Origin of the sequence: Roseobacter sp. MED193 (assembly GCF_000152965.1) — a bacterium.
Lineage (GTDB): Bacteria > Pseudomonadota > Alphaproteobacteria > Rhodobacterales > Rhodobacteraceae > Pseudophaeobacter.
The window spans coordinates 3,795,205-3,817,303 of sequence record NZ_CH902583.1; the positions used below are offsets into that span (position 1 = coordinate 3,795,205).

The 22,099-nt window shown below is 56.6% G+C and carries 22 protein-coding genes and 1 pseudogene; 12 read left to right on the top strand and 11 right to left on the bottom strand.

Annotated elements, in window-relative coordinates; genetic code table 11:
- The first annotated feature begins 91 nt into the window (after positions 1–91).
- From MED193_RS20605 to MED193_RS20615, 3 genes are all read left to right on the top strand, one after another.
- Positions 92–1,018, top strand: a complete 927-nt coding sequence (locus tag MED193_RS20605) for a TRAP transporter small permease subunit (RefSeq protein ID WP_039966497.1) — start codon at positions 92–94, stop codon at positions 1,016–1,018.
- Positions 1,019–1,035: 17 nt separating this feature from the next.
- A complete protein-coding gene (locus tag MED193_RS20610; RefSeq protein WP_009811715.1) occupies positions 1,036–3,390 on the top strand; it encodes a TRAP transporter large permease subunit in 2,355 nt (784 codons plus the stop codon).
- A gap of 179 nt (positions 3,391–3,569) precedes the next feature.
- Positions 3,570–4,133, top strand: coding sequence for a hypothetical protein (locus MED193_RS20615; RefSeq protein ID WP_009811716.1), 564 nt, complete (start codon positions 3,570–3,572; stop codon positions 4,131–4,133).
- 28 nt (positions 4,134–4,161) lie between these two features.
- Here the strand turns inward: MED193_RS20615 and MED193_RS20620 are convergent, their stop codons facing one another.
- The 9 genes and pseudogenes from MED193_RS20620 to MED193_RS20660 all read right to left on the bottom strand — a co-directional run bounded on the left by MED193_RS20620 (position 4,162) and on the right by MED193_RS20660 (position 10,721).
- On the bottom strand, positions 4,162–4,569 hold the full coding sequence (locus tag MED193_RS20620) for a VOC family protein (protein WP_009811717.1): 408 nt from the start codon (positions 4,567–4,569) through the stop codon (positions 4,162–4,164).
- Positions 4,566–5,390: an arginyltransferase gene (locus MED193_RS20625; protein ID WP_039966499.1), complete on the bottom strand. Its 825-nt coding sequence runs from the start codon at positions 5,388–5,390 to the stop codon at positions 4,566–4,568. Before MED193_RS20625 ends, MED193_RS20620 begins: the two co-directional genes overlap by 4 nt.
- A gap of 231 nt (positions 5,391–5,621) precedes the next feature.
- Positions 5,622–6,053, bottom strand: a complete 432-nt coding sequence (locus tag MED193_RS20630) for an RDD family protein (protein ID WP_039966500.1) — start codon at positions 6,051–6,053, stop codon at positions 5,622–5,624.
- A gap of 90 nt (positions 6,054–6,143) precedes the next feature.
- On the bottom strand, positions 6,144–6,590 hold the full coding sequence (locus MED193_RS20635) for a DUF2852 domain-containing protein (protein WP_039966502.1): 447 nt from the start codon (positions 6,588–6,590) through the stop codon (positions 6,144–6,146).
- 360 nt (positions 6,591–6,950) lie between these two features.
- Positions 6,951–7,202, bottom strand: a complete 252-nt coding sequence (locus MED193_RS23415) for a formyltransferase family protein (protein WP_083790507.1) — start codon at positions 7,200–7,202, stop codon at positions 6,951–6,953.
- Between the two features lie 162 nt (positions 7,203–7,364).
- Positions 7,365–8,549 carry an aromatic amino acid transaminase gene (locus tag MED193_RS20645; protein WP_009811722.1) on the bottom strand — a complete coding sequence of 395 codons (1,185 nt, stop codon included), beginning with the start codon at positions 8,547–8,549 and terminating at the stop codon, positions 7,365–7,367.
- 6 nt (positions 8,550–8,555) lie between these two features.
- The gene (locus MED193_RS20650; protein WP_009811723.1) at positions 8,556–8,882 is read right to left on the bottom strand and encodes a hypothetical protein; all 327 of its coding nucleotides are present in this window, start codon (positions 8,880–8,882) and stop codon (positions 8,556–8,558) included.
- 1 nt (position 8,883) lies between these two features.
- Positions 8,884–9,683 (bottom strand): annotated as a pseudogene (gene proC / locus MED193_RS20655) (pyrroline-5-carboxylate reductase).
- A 3-nt stretch (positions 9,684–9,686) separates the two neighbouring features.
- Positions 9,687–10,721, bottom strand: coding sequence for a zinc-dependent alcohol dehydrogenase family protein (locus MED193_RS20660; protein ID WP_009811726.1), 1,035 nt, complete (start codon positions 10,719–10,721; stop codon positions 9,687–9,689).
- A 140-nt stretch (positions 10,722–10,861) separates the two neighbouring features.
- On the opposite strand from MED193_RS20660, the gene MED193_RS20665 reads away from it, so the two are divergent.
- The gene (locus tag MED193_RS20665) at positions 10,862–11,338 is read left to right on the top strand and encodes an Lrp/AsnC family transcriptional regulator (RefSeq protein ID WP_009811727.1); all 477 of its coding nucleotides are present in this window, start codon (positions 10,862–10,864) and stop codon (positions 11,336–11,338) included.
- A 480-nt stretch (positions 11,339–11,818) separates the two neighbouring features.
- On the opposite strand, the gene MED193_RS23165 is transcribed toward MED193_RS20665, so the two are convergent.
- Positions 11,819–12,067, bottom strand: coding sequence for a hypothetical protein (locus MED193_RS23165; protein WP_217626357.1), 249 nt, complete (start codon positions 12,065–12,067; stop codon positions 11,819–11,821).
- Between the two features lie 17 nt (positions 12,068–12,084).
- The gene (locus MED193_RS20675) at positions 12,085–13,113 is read right to left on the bottom strand and encodes a LacI family DNA-binding transcriptional regulator (protein ID WP_009811729.1); all 1,029 of its coding nucleotides are present in this window, start codon (positions 13,111–13,113) and stop codon (positions 12,085–12,087) included.
- 296 nt (positions 13,114–13,409) lie between these two features.
- On the opposite strand from MED193_RS20675, the gene MED193_RS20680 reads away from it, so the two are divergent.
- The 8 genes from MED193_RS20680 (at position 13,410) to iolC (ending at position 22,096) form a co-directional block, all read left to right on the top strand.
- Positions 13,410–14,363, top strand: coding sequence for a substrate-binding domain-containing protein (locus tag MED193_RS20680; protein ID WP_009811730.1), 954 nt, complete (start codon positions 13,410–13,412; stop codon positions 14,361–14,363).
- A 102-nt stretch (positions 14,364–14,465) separates the two neighbouring features.
- Positions 14,466–15,518: an ABC transporter permease gene (locus MED193_RS20685; RefSeq protein WP_009811731.1), complete on the top strand. Its 1,053-nt coding sequence runs from the start codon at positions 14,466–14,468 to the stop codon at positions 15,516–15,518.
- A gap of 3 nt (positions 15,519–15,521) precedes the next feature.
- Complete coding sequence (locus tag MED193_RS20690; RefSeq protein ID WP_009811732.1) at positions 15,522–16,319, top strand: ATP-binding cassette domain-containing protein; 798 nt, start codon at positions 15,522–15,524, stop codon at positions 16,317–16,319.
- Positions 16,320–16,424: 105 nt separating this feature from the next.
- Complete coding sequence (locus tag MED193_RS20695) at positions 16,425–17,447, top strand: Gfo/Idh/MocA family oxidoreductase (protein ID WP_039966506.1); 1,023 nt, start codon at positions 16,425–16,427, stop codon at positions 17,445–17,447.
- Positions 17,444–18,403: a sugar phosphate isomerase/epimerase gene (locus tag MED193_RS20700; protein ID WP_009811734.1), complete on the top strand. Its 960-nt coding sequence runs from the start codon at positions 17,444–17,446 to the stop codon at positions 18,401–18,403. Before MED193_RS20695 ends, MED193_RS20700 begins: the two co-directional genes overlap by 4 nt.
- A gap of 1 nt (position 18,404) precedes the next feature.
- Entirely contained in the window at positions 18,405–19,178 is a 774-nt protein-coding gene (locus MED193_RS20705) for a TIM barrel protein (protein WP_009811735.1), read from the top strand.
- 22 nt (positions 19,179–19,200) lie between these two features.
- Complete coding sequence (gene iolG, locus MED193_RS20710; protein ID WP_009811736.1) at positions 19,201–20,193, top strand: inositol 2-dehydrogenase; 993 nt, start codon at positions 19,201–19,203, stop codon at positions 20,191–20,193.
- Positions 20,186–22,096: a 5-dehydro-2-deoxygluconokinase gene (iolC, locus tag MED193_RS20715; protein ID WP_009811737.1), complete on the top strand. Its 1,911-nt coding sequence runs from the start codon at positions 20,186–20,188 to the stop codon at positions 22,094–22,096. Before iolG ends, iolC begins: the two co-directional genes overlap by 8 nt.
- Positions 22,097–22,099 lie beyond the last annotated feature (3 nt).

Below are 22,099 nucleotides of genomic sequence, written 5' to 3' on the forward strand. Positions count from 1 at the left end.
CGCAGGCCAGAAGGCAGTGGCCGCCCACGCGATCTGCGTTGCGGGCGGGGCCGCGCTTTTACCCCGCTGCATGCAATCATCCGAGGGAACAATGCAGGACGATACAGGCATTTCCTTTTTTGGCGCCCTGTTCAACGGTCTGATCTGGCTGGTTCAGAACATCGCTGGCGCCTTCTACAATTTCGGCTACGCCGTAACCCATCCACAGCTGTGGCTTGATTGGTCCGACAAGACCTCTATCATGCGCTTTGTCTACTATGGCGGCTCGGTGGAGTTCTTCTTTGTCGTCTTTACTCTGTTCCTGATCCTGACCGGGGTTGGCCTTTATCGCCGCCAGTTCATGTGGGGCATGGTGCGCGGCCTTGAAGGGTTTGCTAATGGCATCGGGCGGTTCTTCGCCTGGGCTGGTCTGATCATGGTGATCCAACAGATCATTATCGTCTTTATGCAGCGGATCTTTGCCCGCCCTGACATGAGCTTTGGGCTCGGGATTGCGCTGGAAAAAGATATCAGCTGGTTTGCCGAAGAGCTGAAGCTCTACAATGCTTTGGTTGTGTGCATGTGTGTGACCTACACCTTTGTGCAGGGCGGCCATGTGCGGGTGGACCTGATTTATTCCGGCATCAGTTTCCGTGCCAAACGTGTTGTAGACATGGTGGGATCGCTGATCTTCATGATGCCTGCAGCCGTGCTGACCTGGATGTATGGTTGGTTCTTCTTGTGGCGCCACCTGATCGTGCCAAAGCCCTCGGCCTCGGACCAGCTGGACCGGCTGATTATGAAAGCCCGCGCGCTGCGCTGGAACGTGGAAACCATCGGTTTCAGTCCAAACGGCTTTAACGGCTACTTTCTCTTCAAGATCTTGCTGGTGACCTTTGCCGGCATCGTCTTTGTGCATGCTGCTGCTTTCTTCTATCGCTCCTTGCTGGAGTTCATCGAAGGACAGGGCAGTGAAAATAAGTACCTCGACAAGGATACCCTTGGTGAGGGCGAAGAAGCCTATGAAGGCGCTCATTAACCTAAGGGACAGCTGATATGCTATTCGGTCTTGATGGCGTCGAACTCGGCCTGCTCATCGTATTTCTTTGCCTTTTCGGAGGCATCCTGTCCGGCTTCCCGGTGGCCTTTGCCATCGGTGGTGCTGGTATCATTTCCTTCGGGATCATCGCAGCACTGGATAGTGCTGGACTGTTGATCCACCAAGCCATTGATACATCTTCTACGGTGTATCAGGATCTGGTGGCCAGCGGGGTGAAGCCCGATGTCATTTCCGTCTTCCGATACCCGGAGCTGCCGCGCATTGCTGAACCTGTCTTTGTACAGGGTTGGGAACATGCAATGGATCGCAATATCTCCTTTATTGTGAACCGTATGAACGAGCGCGTTCTTGCGGGTGCATCGATTGAGACATTGCTGGCGGTTTTGATGTTTGTTCTGATGGGGATCACCCTGGAACGCTCCAAAATTGCCAATGATCTGCTGACAACAATGGCGCGGGTCTTTGGCCCATTGCCTGGCGGTCTTGCGGTCTCCATCGTTGTGGTTGGCGCCTTCCTGGCGGCCTCTACCGGGATTGTTGGTGCCACCGTTGTAACCATGGGCCTGCTGGCCTTGCCGACCATGCTGCGCAACAACTATTCGCCTGAACTGGCGACTGGTGTGATTGCGGCTTCTGGTACTCTGGGACAAATCATTCCACCCTCGATTGTGATCGTTCTGCTGGGGACACTGGCGGGCGATCTCTATTCCACCGCGCAGGAAAGCCGGGCGATGGATGCGGGCTGTTCGGATGCTTTGACCTACCTGGGTGAGCCTGCGGTTGTTTCCGTGGGCACATTGTTCCAGGCCGCCTTGCTGCCAGGGATCATGCTTGCGCTGCTCTATGCTCTCTATGCCTTTGGCTATGCTCTGCTGAACCCGGAGAAGGCACCTGCCGTGGCGCTGGAAGACAGTGGCAATGAGCCGGTCACTCGCAATGAAGCGCTGCTGTGGTTCCTCGGTGCCCCTGCTGCCTTGATTGGTGGTGCAATGCTGCTGAGCTCCTTTGGCGTCATTGGGTCGCAAAACATCACGGTTTCGGCTTTCTCCGATGCTGGCCAGACGGCCTCGTTGCGGACCAATGTTGGCCCTGATTGTCAGGCGGCAATGATTGATCTGCATGGGCAAGAGGCCTGGGATGCTGCAGTGGCTGAGCAGACTGTGATTGACGCGGCTGGCGGTGTTGCACAGGCAACCAAACTGACTGAGGAAGAATTTGCTCAGGCGCAGGTCGACAAGATTGCGGCGGCGGCTCCGATTGGGACTGGCGTGACCATTTTGGTGATCATGCTGGGGCTTATTCTGGCCATCGGTCGCGGGGTCGCTCCATCGCGTGATACCAAACCATTGATCCTGGGGGCCATTGGTCTGCTGGTGGTGCTGCTCGTGGACGTACTGGTGATTGCCCCAACAACCTCGCCGGGGTTCACGGTTTTGTGGTTGGCGCTGCCTTTCTTGCTGGCGCTCTATGGCACCCGCGAGGCTGCGGCGCGCTGTGCAAGCAATGATCTTATCCGGGTGGTTTTCCCACCATTGGTTCTGATCGTCGCGGTGCTGGGCTCGATCCTGGGCGGTATCACCAACCCGACGCCAGCTGCGGCGCTTGGCGCTGGTGGTGCAATCATGTTGGCGGCATATCGCAAGCTGAAGGATCAGGGCCAATCGGGCAAGATCATCATATGGGCGACTCTCGCTGTGATGGTTGCGATCCTGATCGGGGTGAACTTTGACCTGCGCATCAATCAGTCCGATGTCAGTGTTGAGAGCTGGATCGCCTTTGGCTTTGCCTATGGCGCCTATCTCTTTGCCCTGTTTGGTTTGCTCTATGGCTGCTGGGTCCTGTACAAAGGCGCGGTTCTGACGCCTATCGTGCGGGAGACAGCCAAGGTCACCTCCATGGTCTTTACTATTCTGATCGGCTCTCAGCTGCTCAATCTGGTGGTGATTTCCTTTGGCGGTGAGCACTATATCCAGCAGTTCCTGAAGAGTTTTGACAACGAGATGACGGTCTTCCTGATCGTGATGTTGGTCTTGTTCTTCCTGGGCTTTGTGCTCGACTTCCTCGAGATCATCTACATCGTGATCCCGATTGTCGGACCGGTGATCTACGGCGGGTCTTTTGACCCCAAATGGGTGACCATCATGGTTGCGGTGAACCTGCAGACCTCCTTCCTGACGCCACCGTTTGGCTTTGCGCTGTTCTATCTGCGTGGGGTTGCTCCCAAAGAGGTGACAACAGGCCATATCTATCGTGGGGTTCTGCCCTTCGTGCTGATCCAGGTGGTTGGTCTGGCGATCCTGTGGTTCTTCCCTTCGATCGTAACCATCGTACCAGCGCTGATCCCTAATTGATCTGCTCGCAGTGCAAACGATAGACTGAAAAGGGGCTCCAGTTTGGAGCCCCTTTTTGCTGTTGGAGGGGGCAAGAAAGCTCCAAGTTCACAGGTGACTTTACAAATTCGTATGACGCACTAACTTGGTAGGTGTTTTCCGGTGGGGGCCAGGGGGGCAAAAGAAAGGAGTGGTGTTCCATGTCCTTGGTGCGAGATTGGCGTTTGGCCAAGAAGCGGTATGACGCTGCACATATCAATGCGCAAAAGCAGATAAAATCTCTCAACAGCAAACTCACCGCTGCGCAATATTTTCTGCAAGCATTGCGCGACAATAAACTTTCAGACAAAGCCCATATGCGCAAGATTGACGCTTATCTGGATGAGTTTACCCCTGACAGTATTGAATCGATCCAGGATACTCTTTTCCGTGAGCTAGAGCGGCTGAGCGTGATTGAACAACGCCCTCAGATGGGGATCGAAAATGCGCTTGGGGATCTGGAACAGATTCTGGAAGCTGCAGAAGCGCTGATAAAGAAGGGGGATGTCTCAGCCACGCAATGGAGCCAATACCGCGAAGTCTATGATCGGGGAGCCTATCGGCTGATGGATGCGGGGGATCATCTTGAAGAATTCATAAATAAGCGGGCGAACTTGGAAGAAAAGCTGGAGCTCAGGTTGGATCATGCGGCGATTTTGAAGGGCATAAACCAAAGAAACCGGGCTGTGCATGACTATCTTCAGCGCAACGGTATTACTGGTTGAAAACGAGGTAGGGAGAAGGCCTGCGCCCTTAGTTGGCGGCGAGCTCTAGCAAATCCCAGCGGTTCCCAAAAGGATCCTGCCAGACGGCGACAATACCATAGGGTTCATACCGTGGAAGCTCTTCAAAAGTGACACCAAGACTAAGCATCCGTGCATGATCGCGGGCAAAATTGTCTGTGGTTAGGAACAGGCCCACACGACCACCAAACTGATTACCAATGACGGCGGTTTGCGAAGCGTCCGAGGCCTGGGCGAGGATCAGACTGCCCTGGGCTGCCCCCGGCGGCAGGATGCGGACCCAGCGCTTATGACCTTGGTCAATATCCTCTGCCAGTTGCCAGCCCAATAGATCACAGTAAAAACCAATCGCCTCGTCGTAATCAGGCACCAAGAGGGCGACAGCGTGCAGAGCCTGTTTTGCGCTTGGGGCGTTCATCTACGGTGATGGGGGAGTTGCTCTGGCAGGTGTATGTTTGCCACCTGTTCAGCAATAGGATCGGTCGACAGCGGGTGGGTGCTATCAGCAAATTCGGCAGGGTCACGCATCTTTTTCCAATCACCTTGGTGATAGATCTCCAAGCCGGAAAATTTTTCTTTGTAACTCATCTTGCTGCTGCCAGGCACCCAGTAGCCCAGATAGACATAAGGAAGCCCGGTTTCCAACGCGATCGAGATGTGATCCAGGATCATGTAGGTGCCTACAGAATTCTGAGGCATGTCCGGATCATAAAATGAATAGACCATACTCAATCCATCTTCGAGAACATCCGTCAGCGAAACCGCGACAAGACCGCTGAATTGGGGCTCTGTATATTCAATCACCCGGCTACGAATGGGCGTTTCCTCAATCATCGCAGCATATTCAAAGACATCCATATCCGCCATGCCACCGTCGGAATGGCGACTGTCCAGATAGCGCCGAAACAGGGCATACTGATCTTCGGTGGCCCAGGGCGAGGTTGCGCGGCGCTGCAAGGTGGCATTGCGTTTCAGGATACGTTTCTGGCTGCGGTTCTTTACGAAGGATCTGACATCAATGCGGGCAGACATGCAGGCCGAACAATCCGAGCAGGATGGGCGATACAGCACATTCTGTGAACGGCGGAACCCTTGATGCGACAGGCTGTTGTTCAGCTGGTCGGCGCCCTCTCCTTGCAGGGAGGTGAACAGCTTTCTTTCCATCCGGTTTTCCAGATAGGGGCAGGGCTGAGGTGCCGTGACATAGAATTGCGGAGCAATGGGAAGTGTGTGACGCATCTGGTGTCAGTCTAATCTGGGGCTAATCTTTAAAAAGAGGATATCTCGATCATAAGAAACCATCTCCGGATAGCAATGGTGAAGCCACAGGATATCAACGGCACAACCGGAGGCCAAGCGGCCAATGAGACATGGTTAAAATCCGTGTCTCAACCCAGTCTCTGGAGGCAGTAACTGAGCTTTGCGCTAGGAGGGGTCGCCTCCTATGCTGCATCTCCCAGTCGCGCAGGGCTAAGCGCGCCGATTGAGCATCACGGTTCCCAAAAGCGCATCGCTCAGCCCTTGTCCCTTTGGATTGGTGAGCATCATGATGATCGAAATTACCTGCAGAACAGGTATGGCCATGGAAAATGTAAAGCCAGCAGAGTGCATGATCGCTTTCTGAGAGTCCAAACGACGCCCTGACAGGTCGCGCAACTCAATCCCGGCAAAGCGCATGCCCAGTGTTGCAGAGCTGCTGGTCAAGGTCGCGGCGCGGTAGACAAAGCCGATCACCAGATAAAGCAGCGGCCAGATGATCAATCCGACAAAGGCCGTCAAGACCACCGTAATAAGGCACAAAATGACGATCAGAAGACTATCAATAAACCACGCCACTAGGCGTTTGGGTGCGGTGAATGCGTAGAATTCGGCCTGATAATCGGGGTCGGGCAGGGAGGTCATCATTGGTCCTTTGTGTCAGATGTAGCAAAGCGAGAGATCCGCACCCCCACCTAAGACAGGCTAAGAGTGCGGATCAAATGTGCATAGCGCTTAGTGAGATTTCTCAGCGCTCTCTTCGTCGCTCGCCTCTGGCGATGGCATCGTGCTGCGCTCGTCCATAAACTGGTCGAACTCGGCCTTGTCCTTGGCTTCGCGCAGGCGCTGCATAAAACTTTCAAAGTCGCTCTGTTCCTGCTCTAGGCGGCGCAGAGTGTCTTCTTTGTAGGCGTCAAAAGCGGAGTTCCCAGAGGGTTTCATCGCCGCCATGCCATGTTTGGCCCAGGGTTTGCGGTTTTGGCTGCGGCAGGATTTGTTGAACATACGTTTGCTCCAGATCATGTAAAAGAGAAGGGCGAGACCGATGGGCCAGAAAAAGACAAAGCCAAGAACCATAGCCGCGATCCAGGCGCCTTTGCCCTTCTCATCCAGCCAGGCTTCGCTGCGGGTAAACCAGCCCTGTTGACTGTGGCCAGGGGTGGGGGAAGTCATTGCTGTCATGTTTCGTCTCCAGGGTTTGCAGTCTTGCGACTAGGTAACTGTGGGTGTGGAATGTAAATCCCGTTCACATTACTGCATATCGGAGTGGCAGGGGGTGTGTTCAAGCCTGCATGTAAATCTTTTTTACATTTGATATTTAAGTATTTGAAATTATTCGTTATAATTCGGTTATTGAATCTCATGATCAATGCTGCGGGTCTCGCTTCCACAGGTTAAGGAGAGCGACAAGGGTAAGCAGAATTAGCAGAAGAACACCTAAAATGGAGGCTAACAACAGTTCGAGCATTGCGCGAATCTCCGGGAATGAAAAAGACCAATGCCCGCAAGCATGGGCTTTTTGAAGGTGATTTAAAGGGGTGTTTAAGCGCTGGTCAGTTCAGCCGCCCCTTTGGTTAGCATCTCGGACCCCATCGGGGCCAAGGCCCGCTTCCAAAGCTGCAGGGCCGTTTCCCCCGGTAAGATCTGGACGCGCTCCTGGAGCCGTCGCCCGTCGGCCACGACAACCGGCCCGCCATCGATCTGCGGCGTGAGCCAATAGACGCTGCCCCCGGTGAAGTTCTGGCCGTCTTCCAGACAATCCCGGATCGCATGACGGCCCTTGTAGTCGGGCAGGAGGGGCGGGTGGTTTCCTGCCGTTCACGCCCATGGAGAATGCCGCGCTACAGCTTCACCAGAGCCCAGTGTGACTAAGGCTGCGGCTTCAACTGACGGCTGCTTCGTAAATATTGAAAGAGCATTTTTGGTAGGCTGATCCGTTTTGCGGCACGCCAAAGGCTATTTCGCAGACGTTACTTCAGTCATCGCTCTGATCAACTTTGTGATGTCACTCTCCCCCAAACGTGCGACGTTTACGCGGCCGCCTTTTACTACGTGGATGCCGTGATCGCGCGTCAGGGCAGTTTCTTGGGTCTCGGTCAGTGGCAGGAGCGAAAACATGCCGGATTGCTTCGCGATATAAGCAAGCCGGTCGGTGCCAAATTCGGTGCGTTCGACATCTGCTATCTGTTGGCGCACCTGGGCAACGCGGGCGCGCATCTGGTCGAGCTCCTTGCGCCAATGCGTTTTCAGCGCCGGGTCTTGCAGGATCGTGCGCACAACCGATGGTCCATGATCCGGTGCATGCGACGCGCCGGAGCGGACAATCGCGGAGACGGCTCGGTGCATGCGGTCGCGGTCAGGTGTCTGCGTTTTCACAAACAGCGCTCCGGCCCGGTCACGGTAGATGCCAAAGGTCTTGGACAGGGTGATACAGACAATGCATTCCGGGAAACGCGCCGCGATCTGCCGCGCCATAGAGCAATCGGCGTCCCAGCTTTGGGCGAAGCCCAGATAGGCAAGGTCGATCCATGGGACGATCCCGCGTGCCTCAAGAAGATCGAGCAACGCGTCGAACTGCTCTGCGGTCATGTCCGCCCCGGTCGGGTTGTGGCACATGCCCTGCATCAGAAAGACATCGCCCGCACGGGCGGCCTTCAGCCCGTCCAGCATTTGGTCAAAGGTGATCTGAGCCTTAAGCCGGTCGTAATACGGCACCTGCGCAAAACGAGCATGGGCCGCAGTCAGGATCGGAACATAGTTGCCATAGGTCGGGGTTTGCAGCCAAATGGTGGGAGGATTTGGCATCTGCGCCAAGAGGTCTGCCATGACCCGCAGAGCCACGGCTCCACCGGAGGTCTGTGCGGACACCCAGCCATTGCCAAAGGCATCGCCCATGATCTCGTGCCCCAGCACTCGGCAGTAGGCGGCGTCCCCTGTCAGGGCGAGGTAGGATTTGCTGGTCTGAGTCTCGACTAACCTTTGTTCGGCCAGTTTGACCGCTTCCAGGACAGGCGTTTGGCCGTGTTCGTCCTGGTAGATTCCCACTGTCAGGTTGAGTTTATCCCTCTGGGGATCGGCCGCGAAATAGTCGGCCCCGATCATGATGGGATCGACGGGATATTCCTCAACCTGTTCAAACATCCTGCGTCAGTCCTTGTCCAATATACCTGTTGTTACCAGCGTCTCGAAGTATTCAACCTTCAAGTCAAAGGATTTCAGAAGCTTCTGGGTGCTCGGCTTCACCACGGCATCGTCGAATGCCCCCTGTTCAAAATGCCCCGCAGCGTCCAGATCAGACCACAGGCTGGTGACAACCAGTTCATTATCTGTGCCGCCGACCTTGACCGCGATGGTCGCCCCAAGATGCCCGGGAAGCTCTGCCATCTCCGCAAAGGTGTTGCGTTCTAAATGCGCTGCATATTGCTGCAATACCGCGTCAGAACCCGCCACAGCACGCCACCAACGAATGATCATTTTACTGTCCTTTTCCAAGCTCTTTGGCACGCGTTTGGCACGCCGTCATGGCGTTGGAAATGATCTGGCCAAAAGCGTTGTTTTGCATCGAGACAATCGCCGCATGGGTGGTCCCGTTTGGCGAGGTCACGCGGGCGCGCAGCTCTTCGGGGGGCACATCGCCCTGCGCGGCCATGGTTGCCGGCCCAGGGCCGTTTGCACGGTCAAGGCAGCTGCATCTTCGCGCGAAAGCCCCTGGGCCGTGCCGGCTTTGATCATCTCCTCGATCATCAGGAAGTAATAGGCCGGCCCGCTGCCCGACACCGCTGTGACAGAATCCAAAAGATCTTCTTTTGCCACGGCAACACAGATGCCGAAGGATTCAATGATCTTTTGGGCCTCCAGGCGCTGCACCTCTGATGTGTGGTCATTCACATAAAGCCCCGTCGCCCCGAGGCTCAGCAAAGCAGGCGTGTTGGGCATGGTGCGGGCAATCGCAACTGGTCCAAAGAGTTGTTCCAAAGTCCCAATCGTCACCCCTGCGGCGATGCTGAGGAGCAGTTTGCCCGACAGATCTGTGGTCATCTGGCCTGCAACGGCGTTGATAACCTGCGGTTTGACCGCCAGCACGATGATATCTGCAATGGCGGCCGTGGCCACATCATCTGTGATGTGCACGCCATGCTCTGCCGCAAGTCGGACCCGCTGGTCGGCGTTCGGGTCGACAACCGTGATCCGTGAGGGGTCCCAACCGCTGGAAATCAAGCCGCCAATGATCGCAGCCGTCATATTGCCACCGCCGGTGAATGCAATCTTTTCCATGGTTTAGAAGCTCGTGATGACGGTTGCACCGATGGACTGGAACTTGTTCATATTCATCAGGGCCCCGGGGGCTGCGTCGATGCTGATCTTGTCACCCACCAGCCGGGCCGGGTCCAGCCTACCGCTTTCGACCATGTCGAGCATCGCGCCGTAGCGATGGGCCTGCATCCCGTGAGAGCCGAGCAATTCGATCTCTTGGCCGACGATCTTGGGCATTGGCACCGCGGGGGCCGCGTGATCGCCCAGCATCAGACCCACCTGAATATGTTTGCCCCGTGGGCGCAGGCAGAGGATCGAGTTGGTCATCGTCGCCGGATGGCCAAGCGCGTCGAGCGAGACATGTGCGCCGCCCTTGGTGATCTCTTGGATGGCCTCAACCACGTCGCCTTTGCCATCGATGGCCGCAACCGCGCCAAGCTCTTTGGCCAGGGCCAGTTTGGCCGGGTCGAGGTCGACGCCAATCACATTGGCCCCGGCAGCGCTGGCGATCATCACCGCCGACAGGCCGACGCCACCACAGCCATGCACCGCGACCCACTGGCCCGCGCTTACCTTACCCTGGTCAATCACCGCCCGGAACGAGGTGGCAAATCGACAGCCCAGACTGGCCGCTGTGGCGAAGTCCATCGCCTCGGGCAGGGCGACCACGTTCAGGTCAGCCTGATGGATCGGCACATATTCCGCAAAGCTGCCCCAATGGGTAAAGCCTGGCTGCTCCTGATGCAGACAGGTCTGCTGGTTGCCGGTGTGGCACTCGCTGCATGATCCGCAACCGCAGATGAACGGCACGGTAACGCGGTCGCCCACCTTCCAGTTTTTTACATCCTTGCCGACTGCCTCTACCACACCGGCCAGTTCGTGGCCCGGGATATGTGGTAGATCGATATCGCTGTCATGGCCCATCCAACCGTGCCAGTCGCTACGACATACGCCGGTGGCCTCAACCTTCAAAACAACGCCATGCTCTTCGGGGGTTGGGTCCACCACAGTGGCAACTTTTGGGGCTTCTTGAAATTTCTCGAACAGGACAGCTTTCATGGCGGGATCTTTTGATTTTGGCTTTGGATTTGGTCTAATCTAACATCAAATATAGAAATAGAATTGCTAATCTGCCTCTATTTCGGTAATATTGGGGCAGGAAATTGATTGCTTTGCAGTTCGTCTAGGGGATTCTACTCATGGCAGCCATCGACGCGGTCAACGTCCAGATTCTCAACCATCTGCAGCGCGACGGGCGCATGACAAATGCCAAGCTGGCCGAGCACTTGAGCATGAGCGAAACACCCTGCTGGCGCCGATTGAAGAAAATGGAAGAAGCTGGGATCATCGAGGGCTACCAGGCCAACCTCAGTCGCCGCAAACTAGGTCTGGGGGTGATGGCCTTTGTGCAGTTGAGCTGTTCCGAACATGATCAGGCATCCACGGCCGAGTTCCAGCGTATTATCGAGGTCACACCCAACATCCTCGCCTGCCATAACACCACGGGCGAGGATGATTTCTTACTTATCGTGGTGGCTCGTGACTTGGACGACTACAGCACCTTTGTCGACAGCACATTGCGGCGCTTGCCCGGTGTGACCAGTATTCGCTCAAATCTCTCTCTCAAAGAGATGAAGGCATCGAGCAAGCTGCCGGTGCGTGTTGCCGAGGGGTAAAGGCTCTTCCTGCAACGGACATTGGTGCAATCGCAGCGAAAAGGCGCTCCGTCCGCACATCGGCCACCCAACTGACCGTGGGCAAAGGTCCGGTCTGACCACCCCCACAGTTTCGTTCCATGACCGCTTCGGGCTGGCAGCAGCCGATCAGGGCGGTTGATACGAGACCCAAGTCTTGGAGGTCAGCCAAGCGCAGGTTGTGACCTTTGCAAAGTATGGCCGTAACTCGACTTTGCGGGTCGTGAACGGCCCAGATCTGCCATTAACTGGGCCCCACCACTCCTGCGGAGCGTGCCGTCATTCCGGCGATTCAGGGGCACTGTTTAGGCTGAAACCGAGACCGTGCTGTCGCCGCATCCCATTCAGACCATAAGGACAGGGACGAAGCCGCCTTGCGCACTTGCAGATATTGCTAGTGCAGCATTAGTTCACGGTGGCAGCACGTCCATGGCAGCAACAAATTAGGCTCCAGCAGAGCGGTCATTCATAGTGCTGCCAGAACTTGGAACCAAACTGGAAGCACCGCAGGTTTTCAAGTCGGTTTGGAAGCTGCGAATAGCCAAGAGTCGCTCGGAGAAATTCACAGTAATCGAGCTGTTCGGCTGTTATCAGCGCCTCTTCCTGTTCAAGGAACACAGTTTTTTCTGGAAAAGGAACTGACGCTTTTCCGGCGAAAGCGGGCAATTGATACCCATTCGGCTGAAACGCGTCGCGAACTCTTAGTTTCACTGATACTCAGACCCTATTCAGACACTTTCCGGCGTATAGATATCAAAGCCGAACGTTACCCGATGCGCACCAGCATCAGGGCCTCCGCTTTTGGCTTTCAACAGCGTTGCGATGGTTTCACGGGCAAAACGCTCCATCGGGTGTGAGATTATCATGGACAAGGTGCCGTCGATCAGAGCTGCGCGCGTATCTTCAAAGAGCTCATAGCCAACCGCAACAAAGTCACCACGTTTTGGCATCGCTCTCAGGGCGGCAATTACGCCTGTGACGCCACCGCCCGAAATGTACAGGCCGCAAAGTTCCGGGCGGTCGGTGAGTAGCTTTTCCACGTGCTCGCGGGCAACGGCGGCAGATTCGTAAGTGGGTAATGGTTCAAGAACCGAGAAATTGGCGTTGTGTTCGCGGAAGTATGACCGAAATCCGCTTTCGTTCATTTCCTGATTGCGAAGCCGGTGAGAGCCGACAAGAACCCCGATCTCGCCTGGTTCACGCACCATTTTGTCAAAGGCCCAAGCGGCGGTTCGCCCGACCTTCCAGTTGTCGAGTCCCACGAAGCTGATGTTTCCCTTTGCTGTAAGCGGGCCGATGAGGGACACAATAGGAACACCTGCGTCCAGCACCGCGTCGATAGAGTCCGCAACTAAGGGATGCTGAGGCGCGACGATAGCCAAGACCTCGCAACGCTCCCCCATCGAAATGATGTGCTTGGCAACCTTCTCGGGTGCCAGATCTTCAAGATATTCTACGGTTAACTCTATCTTGTGACCGTTAAAAGATTCTGCAACTGCTGCGATGGCATCACCAAGGTTCCGGTAAAACGCTCGCGATCCTTTTTGTAAAAGCACGCCAAGACGATGGGTGGTTTGCGTAGATTTTACGGCGTTTTCGATGGTGCCGAGGCCATAGAACCCGATCTGCTCAGCAGCAGCCAGAACACGCTCTCGTGTCGGTGAACGAACCGACGCGGGTTGGTTCAGGACTCGGTTGACCGTGGACACTGACACGCCAGCAGCCTTTGCGAGATCCGGGATCGTAGGTCTTTTCATATCAAAACATACCAACTTTTCGCTTTTAGAAACGAAATGACACGAAATTGCATTCTCAGTATGATTGAGGTTGATTGGAAAGATGTCAATGATGCATTGAAAAAACGTTGATACCGCTCACGAGAGAACCGAGACGTCAACGTTTTGGGGGGAGGCCCAATGCACAGTTGAGAAACGAACGGCTTGCTCTGACAGGCGGTTTTACCTGTGTTCTCTCTCGCGAGCAAATCGGCCGTTTGGCCAAGATACGATGTCGAGCCGCAAGGGAGCGGCTTTATCCATGGGAGGAAATCGACATGAAGAAACTAATCGCAACCACCGCTGCACTCGCGATCACGGCGTCCGGTGCTTTTGCCGCTGACATCGCACTGGTGATCGGCTCAAATCAGGATTCGTTCTGGAATGTCGTCAAGAAGGGCGCAGAAGATGCAGCCGTGCTGATTGAAGCACGCGGCGGATCGCTGAACATCTTGCAAACAAATAACTATGACAATTACGGCGCGGATCTGGCGACGCTGATCGAACAGGCGACTGCGCAGGGGGTCGACGGCATTGCCACCGTACTACCCGTTCCGGATGCGCAACTGCCCGCGATCCAGGCAGCTATCGACGCCGGCATCAAAGTGACTCTGCTGAACGGTGGCGGAGATCGGCTCGAAGAGTCCGGTGCCTTGAACTACTTTGGTTCGGACGAGTACGTGGCTGGTGTTGCAGGCGGCAAGTACATGGCAGAAGCCGGTGCCACCCACATCCTGTGCCACATCCAGATCCCAGGCACCGTGAACCTCGAAGCACGTTGCGCAGGCGTTGAAGAAGGCGCAACCGCAGCTGGCGCAAAAGCGACGATCCTGCGCGTTCCGGCAAACCTCGACGGTGACGTTGCTGGCACATCGGCTGCCATCGAAGCCGAACTGAACAGCGACCCCAGCATCGACGCAGTTGTGAACCTGGCAACATGGGCTGCAGATGCATCCGCCGCCGCCATCGAGCAGTTGGGCAAGACCGAATCCGTCAAGCTGGGCACCTTCGACCTGAGCCCGTCCACTCTGGACCGCATCAAGGCTGGCACCCAGACCATGGCTATCGACCAGACGCCTTACTACCAAGGCTTCCTGTCGGTCTCCACTCTGGCCGCGCATATCGACTTTGGCACCAAGGTTGCCACTCAACCGGTTTTGACCGGCCCGGCGATTGTCGATTCCTCCAACATCGACGCGACCTTTGCCGGTGTTGAAGCGGGCACGCGCTAATCAGCTCTCTCTCTGGCCAGCCAACCTCTTTGAGTTGGCTGGCCAACCAAACAGATTATCCAATGAAATGACCCAGCCGCACCTTTAGCGGGGAGAAAACCCTTGGCCCATACCGAAACCACATCCTCGGAGCCTTCGAGCCCCAAATCCGCCTCATCCCAGTTTTCGCTTGGGGAATTGATCCGCAGCCCAGCCATGGGCGCATTCGTCGGGATGGTCATTGTCTTTGCCATCTTTGCGATGTTCGGGTTTTCGCGGAACTTCCTGTCGATCGCTGGATTTGCGAATTGGATGAACTTTGCCAGCACTGTTGGAATTATCGCCATTCCTGTCGCTTTCCTGATGATCGCGGGTGAGTTGGATATCTCGACCGGTGCTGTTCTTCCCGCCTCTGCTATGATGTTGGGGATCAGCGTGAACCACTACGATTTTCCAATGTGGCTTGGCATAATCATGACACTTACCATGGCTGCAAGCGTTGGTCTCGTGAATGGTCTGTTGGTTACACGGACGCAGGTGCCCTCGTTCATTGTCACACTCGCCACCCTCTTTGCGGTTGGCGGTCTGACGCTTGCCCTGTCCGACTTCTTGATCAATAACACGAATGTGTCACTGCAATCCCCGGATTGGGCCAAGGCGCTCTTCGGCACACGCTATTTCGGTTTCCGTTCTGCGGTTTACTGGTGGATTGGCCTGATCGTGATTTTCTGGTTCTTTTTGCACAAATCGCCTTGGGGCAACTGGGTGTTTGCCGTCGGCGGCGATTCTGAAAGTGCCCGTAACGCGGGTATTCCGGTCAACAAACTGAAGATCTGGCTCTTTGTCCTGTGCTCCGTTTGTACGGCCCTTGCTGGCATGTGTCAGGTAATCCAGTTCAACTCGGCCCAGTCGGCCACATTCTTCAATATGATCTTTTTCACGATCATCGCCAGCGTTGTCGGTGGCGTATTGTTGAATGGCGGCTTTGGCTCTGTCGCGGGTGTGGTCTTTGGGACGATGACGCTCGGCATCGTTCAGCAGGGCATCAATTATACTGACATCGACCGCAACCTTTCTCTGCTGATCATCGGTGTGATGCTTCTGATCGCGGTTCTGATGAACGGAACATTCCAGAGTCTCGCGACCAGTTGGTCGTCCAGCAAGAAGGAGGACTAAACCATGTCAAATTCAGAAAACGTTCTAGAACTCAAAAATGTCGACAAATCATTTGGACCGATCGACGTCCTCCACAACATAAGCCTTTCGGTGAAAGCCGGCGAAGTGCTGTGCCTGCTGGGCGACAACGGCGCGGGCAAATCCACTCTGATTAAGACCATGGCCGGGGTTCACGCCCCGACCCGTGGCGAGATCCTGATGGATGGCAAGCCTATCAGTTTCAATGGACCGAAAACCGCACAAGAGGCTGGTATTGCCTGCGTGCACCAATTCGGCGGAACCTTCCCTTTGATGTCGATTGCAAGAAGCTTCTTTGCAGGGGTTGAACCGACCAAAGGCTGGGGGCCGTTCAAGGTGTTCGACCGGGAAAAGGCCAATGAGATTGCCGTGCGCGAAGTACGCAATTTCGGGATCACGCGGATCGAAGATGGTGATCGCCTCGTCGGCGGCCTGTCTGGCGGTGAGCGGCAGTCTCTTGCGATTGCGCGGGCTGTGTACTTTGGCGCGCGGGTTCTGATCCTCGACGAGCCAACAGCGGCGCTTGGGGTGAAGCAGTCGGCTCACGTTCTACGCATCGTGAATGAAGCAAAGCGGCGCGGTTTGGCGGTGATTTTCATCACTCACCAGGTGATGCATGCAATGGCAGTCGGCGACCACTTTGCCGTTTTGATCCGGGGCTCTATCGCCGCGGATTTCCGCAAGGGAGAAAGGTCGCGCGAGGAAATCGCAGACCTGATGGCTGGCGGGGAATCGATGGTCGATCTCGAAGCCAGCATCGACGGCGAGGCGGCTACTGTTTAGCGCCGCTCTGCCAATCTTTGTAAGCGCGGTCCAACCCAGTACCGCAAACAAAAGTGCAGTGAACCGGCGGGCTGCGTGCCCGACCGAATGATTGGAGATTGTCTGATGACCCGAGTGGCTATCATTGGCGCAGGGCTAATGGGCGAGGACCACGCCCACATTGTGGCGCAAGACCTTCCTGGAGCGAGGCTGCAGGTTGTATGCGACATGGACGCGGCACGCGCGAAATCCGTTGCAGATGCCACGGATGCTGGCGATATCTCCAGCGATCCCCATGCAGTAATTGCGCGAGCAGACGTGGACGCAGTGATCGTGGCCTCGCCTGATTTCACCCATGCGCCGCTGTCAAAGGCCTGCATTGCAGCGGGTAAACCAGTGCTATGCGAAAAACCCCTGTCGCAGTCTTCGGTTGAATGTCTCGAGGTCATCGAGGCGGAGAAGAACATAGGAAAACAGCATGTGATGCTGGGCTTCATGCGCCGCTTTGATCAATCCTATATTGAGATGCGTCAGGCCCTGACAAGTGGCGTTCTGGGGCGCCCGTTGATGATGCACAACTTCCACCGCAACGTGGAAACACCTGCGGCAGATTTCACCGGGGCCATGGCAATCACCAATTCAGCACCGCATGAATTTGACGTCGTGCGCCATGTGCTCGGCACTGAGTTCACAAGTGTGACGGCGCACCAGCCGCGCCGGTCTGATGACCGCGTTGCACCTGTTGTCATGGTTTTGGAGACCGCAGATGGCCAGTTGGTGACGATCGAAATCAACAACAACGCGGCCTATGGCTATGACGTACGCGCCGAACTGGTGGGTGAGGCAGGGTCCATTGCAATGAACAACGTGGCCTATACGAGGACAGACATGAAACTGGCCTCCGGCACCCGCTATGACGCGGATTGGCGCGGCCGGTATCACGAAGCCTATGTTCGGCAGAACCGGGATTTCCTGCGCTTTGTCGAAACCGGGAATTTCCCGGAAATCGCATCGGATTGCTGGGACGGCTACTGCGCGGCGATCGTCGCCGAGGCGGGAGCCAAAGCACTGGCAACCGGTCAAAAGCAGCCCATCACCATGATCCCAAAGCCCGATTTCTACGCGGCCAAAACCGGAGTTGCGGCATGAAACTTGGATTTGTGTCCGACAGCCTTGGCGGCATGGGCCTCAACGAGATGCTTGATCACGCGGCCCGCATGGGGGTGTCAGGCGTCGAGGTGAATACCTGTGGCTGGTCCACCGCGCCACACTGCCAGATGGACGATCTTCTGGGCAACACGGCGGCTCAGAAGGCCTTCAAACAGGCCTTTGATGACCGCGGGCTCGACATCATCTCGCTTAATGCGAATGGCAATCCGCTGCATCCGACGGACGCCAAACAGGGTGAAGACTTGAAGAAGACCCTTCGCCTGGCCGGTGAAATGGGAATCAAGACCGTTTGCACCATGTCCGGGCTGCCAGCGGGAAATGCCACCGATACGATGCCCAATTGGGTTGTGTCGTCTTGGCCACCAGAGACGCAGGACATCCTGTTCTACCAATGGGAAGAGAAGCTGATCCCTTTCTGGACCGAGATCGTAAGCCTCGCTCGCGAAAATGGCGTCGAACGCATTGCGCTCGAGCTTCATGGCAATCAATGCGTCTACAACGTGCCCTCCCTGCACAAACTGCGTGAGGCGGTAGGACCCGTGATCGGGGCAAACCTCGACCCCTCGCATCTTTTCTGGATGGGGGCTGATCCACTGGCCGCAGCCGAGGCGCTGGGAGACGCGATTTATCACGTCCACGCCAAAGACACGCTTTTGAACGCGCCGGTTCAAGCGACAACAAGCCTTCTGGAAAACGGATCACTCATGGACATCCCTGCGCGTAGTTGGTCCTACATCACGCTTGGCTTCGGCCATGGCGAAGAATGGTGGCGTCAGTTTTGCTATCGGTTGAAAATGGCTGGCTACGACGGCTGGCTGTCGATTGAACACGAGGACGTGCTTCTGAACTCACTTGAGGGCCTCGAAAAATCGGTCGCACTGTTGCACGGCGTCATGCCCGGTAAGCCTGCAGACTATAAACCACAGGAAATCTGATATGACATTTCAACTCGCAGCCTGCGCAGAAATGCTCTGGCAAGACAAACCTATCCACTGGCGCGCGGCGCGTTTGCACGAGATGGGCTTTGGCGTCGGGCTATGGAATTGGCCGACATGGGATCTGGACGAACTGGAAAGGACCGGCGCGACCTTTACCATTATGAATGGCTACCTTGAGGGGCGGCTCGCTGACGCGGAAGGCGCCGATATGCTGCTGAAGTCTGCCTTCGAGACGGCGCAGGTTGGCAAACGGCTTGGGGTGCATCGGCTGAACCTTCATGGCACCAGCTTGGGCGACCAGGGTCTGCCGATCCAGCAGATGGCGCATGTGGCGCCGGGCATGTGGCTGCGCGCCCGCGATACTCTCAACCGCATCTGCGACATGGCTGAGCAAGAGGGCGTGATGTTCACACTGGAAAACCTCAACCTGCGCGAACACCCCGGCTGCCCGTTCAATTCGACCGCCGAAGTCTTGTCGCTTGTGGCAGCCGTTGACCGTCCTGAGCTACGCATCAACCTCGATCTCTACCACACACAGATCGGCGAAGGGGACGTTATCCGCCACGCCGAAGCCTGCCTGCCATGGATCGGCGAGGTGCAGGTCGCTGATAATCCGGGGCGTTGCGAGCCGGGCACCGGCGAGATGAACTGGCCGATGATCGCCCGCGCGTTGGCCGACATGGGCTACGTCGGTCCGGTTGGCATGGAAGCCTTCGCAAAAGACAAGCCGGAACCCGCTCTGGAAGCGTTCCGCGCCGCGTTTACAATTTAACTCCCTTCGAAAGAACCTTGCCATGATCAAAGTCGGACTCTTGGGCGCAGGCCGCATTGCGGGCGTGCACGCCACTGCCATCACATCGAACCCAGACAGCACGCTGGCTGCAGTGTCGGATTACTACCCCGAAAACGCTGAAAAACTGGCGACGCAATATGGCTCGACCGCGCGCAGCACGGATGACATCATTGCTGATCCCGAAATTGATGTCGTCCTGATTGCAACCTCAACCGACACCCATTCGGACCTGATCGAGCAGGCGACCCAGGCGGGCAAGGCCGTGCTTTGTGAAAAACCAGTGGATTTGTCGCTGGCCCGCGCGAGAGAATGCCTGGCTAATGCCGACAAAAGCGGCAAGCCGGTGATGATCGGCTTTAACCGCCGTTTCGATCCGCATTTTGCAGCATTAAGGGCGGCTTTGGACGCGGGCGAAGTGGGTAATACGGAGATGCTCGCGATCACATCATACGATCCGGCACCACCGCCAATTTCCTATATCAAGGTCTCTGGCGGGATCTTCCGCGACATGATGATCCACGATTTCGACATGGCGAACTTCCTGATGGGCGCAGCGCCTGTCACCGTATCGGCGGTGGGCTCCTGCCTTGTCGATCCGGCCATCGGTGAATCCGGTGATTTCGACACCGCTGCCGTGACGCTGACCTATGCCGATGGACGCATCACAACTATCCGCAACACCCGCCGCGCGGGCTATGGCGACCAGCGGGTTGAAGTTCAAGGATCGGAAGGGATGCTTCAGGTTGGAAATCTGGTCGAAAATCTGTTGACCAAATCGACCGCTGCCGGTGTTACCAACGCCAAACCGGTGCTGTTTTTTCTTGAACGCTACATGCCCGCCTACGCGGCCGAATGGAACGCTTTCGTCAAGGCCTACAAGGCCGGGAGTGCTCTTCCGGTGACCCTCGATGACGGGGTCGCAGCACTGGCCATGGCAGAGGCGGCGACGCAGTCCGCGAAGTCCGGACAACCGGTGAGGCTGGCCGATGTCTGATCTTGATCTTATCACGATTGGCCGATCCTCGGTTGACCTCTACGGTGGGCAGATTGGCGGCCGACTGGAAGATATGGGATCGTTCGACAAGTATATTGGCGGCTCTCCGACCAACATCGCCTGCGGCACGGCGCGTTTGGGGCTGAATTCAGCTGTTATCACGGGCGTCGGCGATGAGCATATGGGGCGCTTCATTCGCGAGCAGCTTGAACGCGAGGGCGTCAATACCGACGGCGTAAAGACCGACCCCGACCGGCTGACCGCGCTTGTGCTGCTGGGCATCCGCGATCAGGAACAGTTTCCACTGATCTTCTATCGCGAGAACTGCGCCGATATGGGGCTGACGGTCGAAGACATCGATCCGGGCTTTATTGCGCGCGCGCGTGCGGTTGTGGCAACGGGCACGCATCTGAGCCATCCTCAGGTTGAGGCGGCGACGGTCAAGGCGCTGGAACTTGCCCGTGCAAATGGACAGCAGACCGCGCTTGACATCGATTATCGCCCAAACCTCTGGGGCGTGGCCGGGCACGGTGAAGGAGAAAGCCGCTTTGTTGAAAGCGAAGCCGTGACCGCCAAATTGCAGTCAACGCTGCATCTGTTTGATCTGATTGTGGGAACCGAGGAAGAGTTCCACATCGCTGGCGGCTCGACCGACACGATCGAGGCGCTGCGTGCGATCCGTAGGGTCTCGAAGGCGACGCTGGTTTGCAAACGCGGTGCGGCCGGGGCAGTGGCCTTTACCGGCGACGTGCCAGAAAGTCTTGACGAGGGTGAGGCCGGTCCCGGTTTTCCAATCGAGGTCTTCAACGTACTTGGAGCGGGCGACGGCTTCATGTCTGGCCTGCTCAAGGGGTGGCTGGATGGAGAAGACTGGCCGACGGCGCTGAAATACGCCAATGCCTGTGGCGCCTTCGCGGTCAGCCGCCACGGCTGCACACCGGCTTATCCGAGCTGGGAGGAGCTGCAATTCTTCTTTGATCGTGGCATCACACGTCCCGATTTGCGCAACGATGCCGAACTCGAACAGGTGCATTGGGCCACGAACCGGCACGGCGACTGGTCGTCGGTGAAGACTTTTGCCTTTGACCATCGGCTACAACTTGAAGAGATGGAAGGCTATAGCCCCGAGAAGGGCGGCGCCTTCAAAGATCTGTGTCTTCAGGCCGCCCTTCAGGTGCAGGACGGACAGCCGGGCTATGGCATTCTGTGTGACAACCGGATCGGGCGATCTGCATTGCACAAGGCAACCGGCACGGGCCTTTGGATCGGGCGCCCAACAGAGCTTCCGGGCTCGCGCCCCATCGAGTTTGAGCCTGAGCTGGGCGAAGACCTTGGAAATTTTCGCGAATGGGCGCGCGAGAATGTCGTGAAGCTGCTGGTCTTTGTGCATCCCGACGACGATGCCGAGACCCAGGAAAAGCACTTCACGCGGGTCAAACGCCTGTTCACGGCGGCGCGGCGCAACGGGTTGGAATTCTTGCTGGAGATCATCCCGTCGAAAGTCGGGCCGATTGATGACCAGACATCTGCCACTCTGATCCAATCTTTCTATGACGCTGGCGTCTGTCCCGATTGGTGGAAGTTGGAGCCATTCAAGACCGAGGCTGCCTGGCAGAATGCTGTGGATGCGATTGAGCGCAATGATCCACGCACACGTGGCATCGTGGTGCTTGGTTTGGATGCGCCACAAGAGGAATTGGCGGCAAGTTTCGCGCTGGCGGCCAAGCAACCTCTGGTCAAAGGGTTTGCCGTGGGACGGACGATCTTTGGCGATGCGGCACGGGCGTGGCTTAAGGGCGATATGGCAGATGACGCCGCAATAACTCAGATGGCGGAGCGCTACTCGCGACTGTGCGAGATTTGGGACAAGGCGCGGATTGATGCCCGCCTGAACGTGGAGTGACCC

Coding starts and splice junctions, on each gene's coding strand:
- MED193_RS20605 (WP_039966497.1), top strand. CDS start 92: ATGCAGGACGATACAGGCATTTCCTTTTTTGGCGCCCTGTTCAACGGT.
- MED193_RS20610 (WP_009811715.1), top strand. CDS start 1,036: ATGCTATTCGGTCTTGATGGCGTCGAACTCGGCCTGCTCATCGTATTT.
- MED193_RS20615 (WP_009811716.1), top strand. CDS start 3,570: ATGTCCTTGGTGCGAGATTGGCGTTTGGCCAAGAAGCGGTATGACGCT.
- MED193_RS20620 (WP_009811717.1), bottom strand. CDS start 4,569: ATGAACGCCCCAAGCGCAAAACAGGCTCTGCACGCTGTCGCCCTCTTG.
- MED193_RS20625 (WP_039966499.1), bottom strand. CDS start 5,390: ATGCGTCACACACTTCCCATTGCTCCGCAATTCTATGTCACGGCACCT.
- MED193_RS20630 (WP_039966500.1), bottom strand. CDS start 6,053: ATGACCTCCCTGCCCGACCCCGATTATCAGGCCGAATTCTACGCATTC.
- MED193_RS20635 (WP_039966502.1), bottom strand. CDS start 6,590: ATGACAGCAATGACTTCCCCCACCCCTGGCCACAGTCAACAGGGCTGG.
- MED193_RS20645 (WP_009811722.1), bottom strand. CDS start 8,549: ATGTTTGAACAGGTTGAGGAATATCCCGTCGATCCCATCATGATCGGG.
- MED193_RS20650 (WP_009811723.1), bottom strand. CDS start 8,882: ATGATCATTCGTTGGTGGCGTGCTGTGGCGGGTTCTGACGCGGTATTG.
- MED193_RS20660 (WP_009811726.1), bottom strand. CDS start 10,721: ATGAAAGCTGTCCTGTTCGAGAAATTTCAAGAAGCCCCAAAAGTTGCC.
- MED193_RS20665 (WP_009811727.1), top strand. CDS start 10,862: ATGGCAGCCATCGACGCGGTCAACGTCCAGATTCTCAACCATCTGCAG.
- MED193_RS20675 (WP_009811729.1), bottom strand. CDS start 13,113: ATGAAAAGACCTACGATCCCGGATCTCGCAAAGGCTGCTGGCGTGTCA.
- MED193_RS20680 (WP_009811730.1), top strand. CDS start 13,410: ATGAAGAAACTAATCGCAACCACCGCTGCACTCGCGATCACGGCGTCC.
- MED193_RS20690 (WP_009811732.1), top strand. CDS start 15,522: ATGTCAAATTCAGAAAACGTTCTAGAACTCAAAAATGTCGACAAATCA.
- MED193_RS20695 (WP_039966506.1), top strand. CDS start 16,425: ATGACCCGAGTGGCTATCATTGGCGCAGGGCTAATGGGCGAGGACCAC.
- MED193_RS20700 (WP_009811734.1), top strand. CDS start 17,444: ATGAAACTTGGATTTGTGTCCGACAGCCTTGGCGGCATGGGCCTCAAC.
- MED193_RS20705 (WP_009811735.1), top strand. CDS start 18,405: ATGACATTTCAACTCGCAGCCTGCGCAGAAATGCTCTGGCAAGACAAA.
- iolG (WP_009811736.1), top strand. CDS start 19,201: ATGATCAAAGTCGGACTCTTGGGCGCAGGCCGCATTGCGGGCGTGCAC.
- iolC (WP_009811737.1), top strand. CDS start 20,186: ATGTCTGATCTTGATCTTATCACGATTGGCCGATCCTCGGTTGACCTC.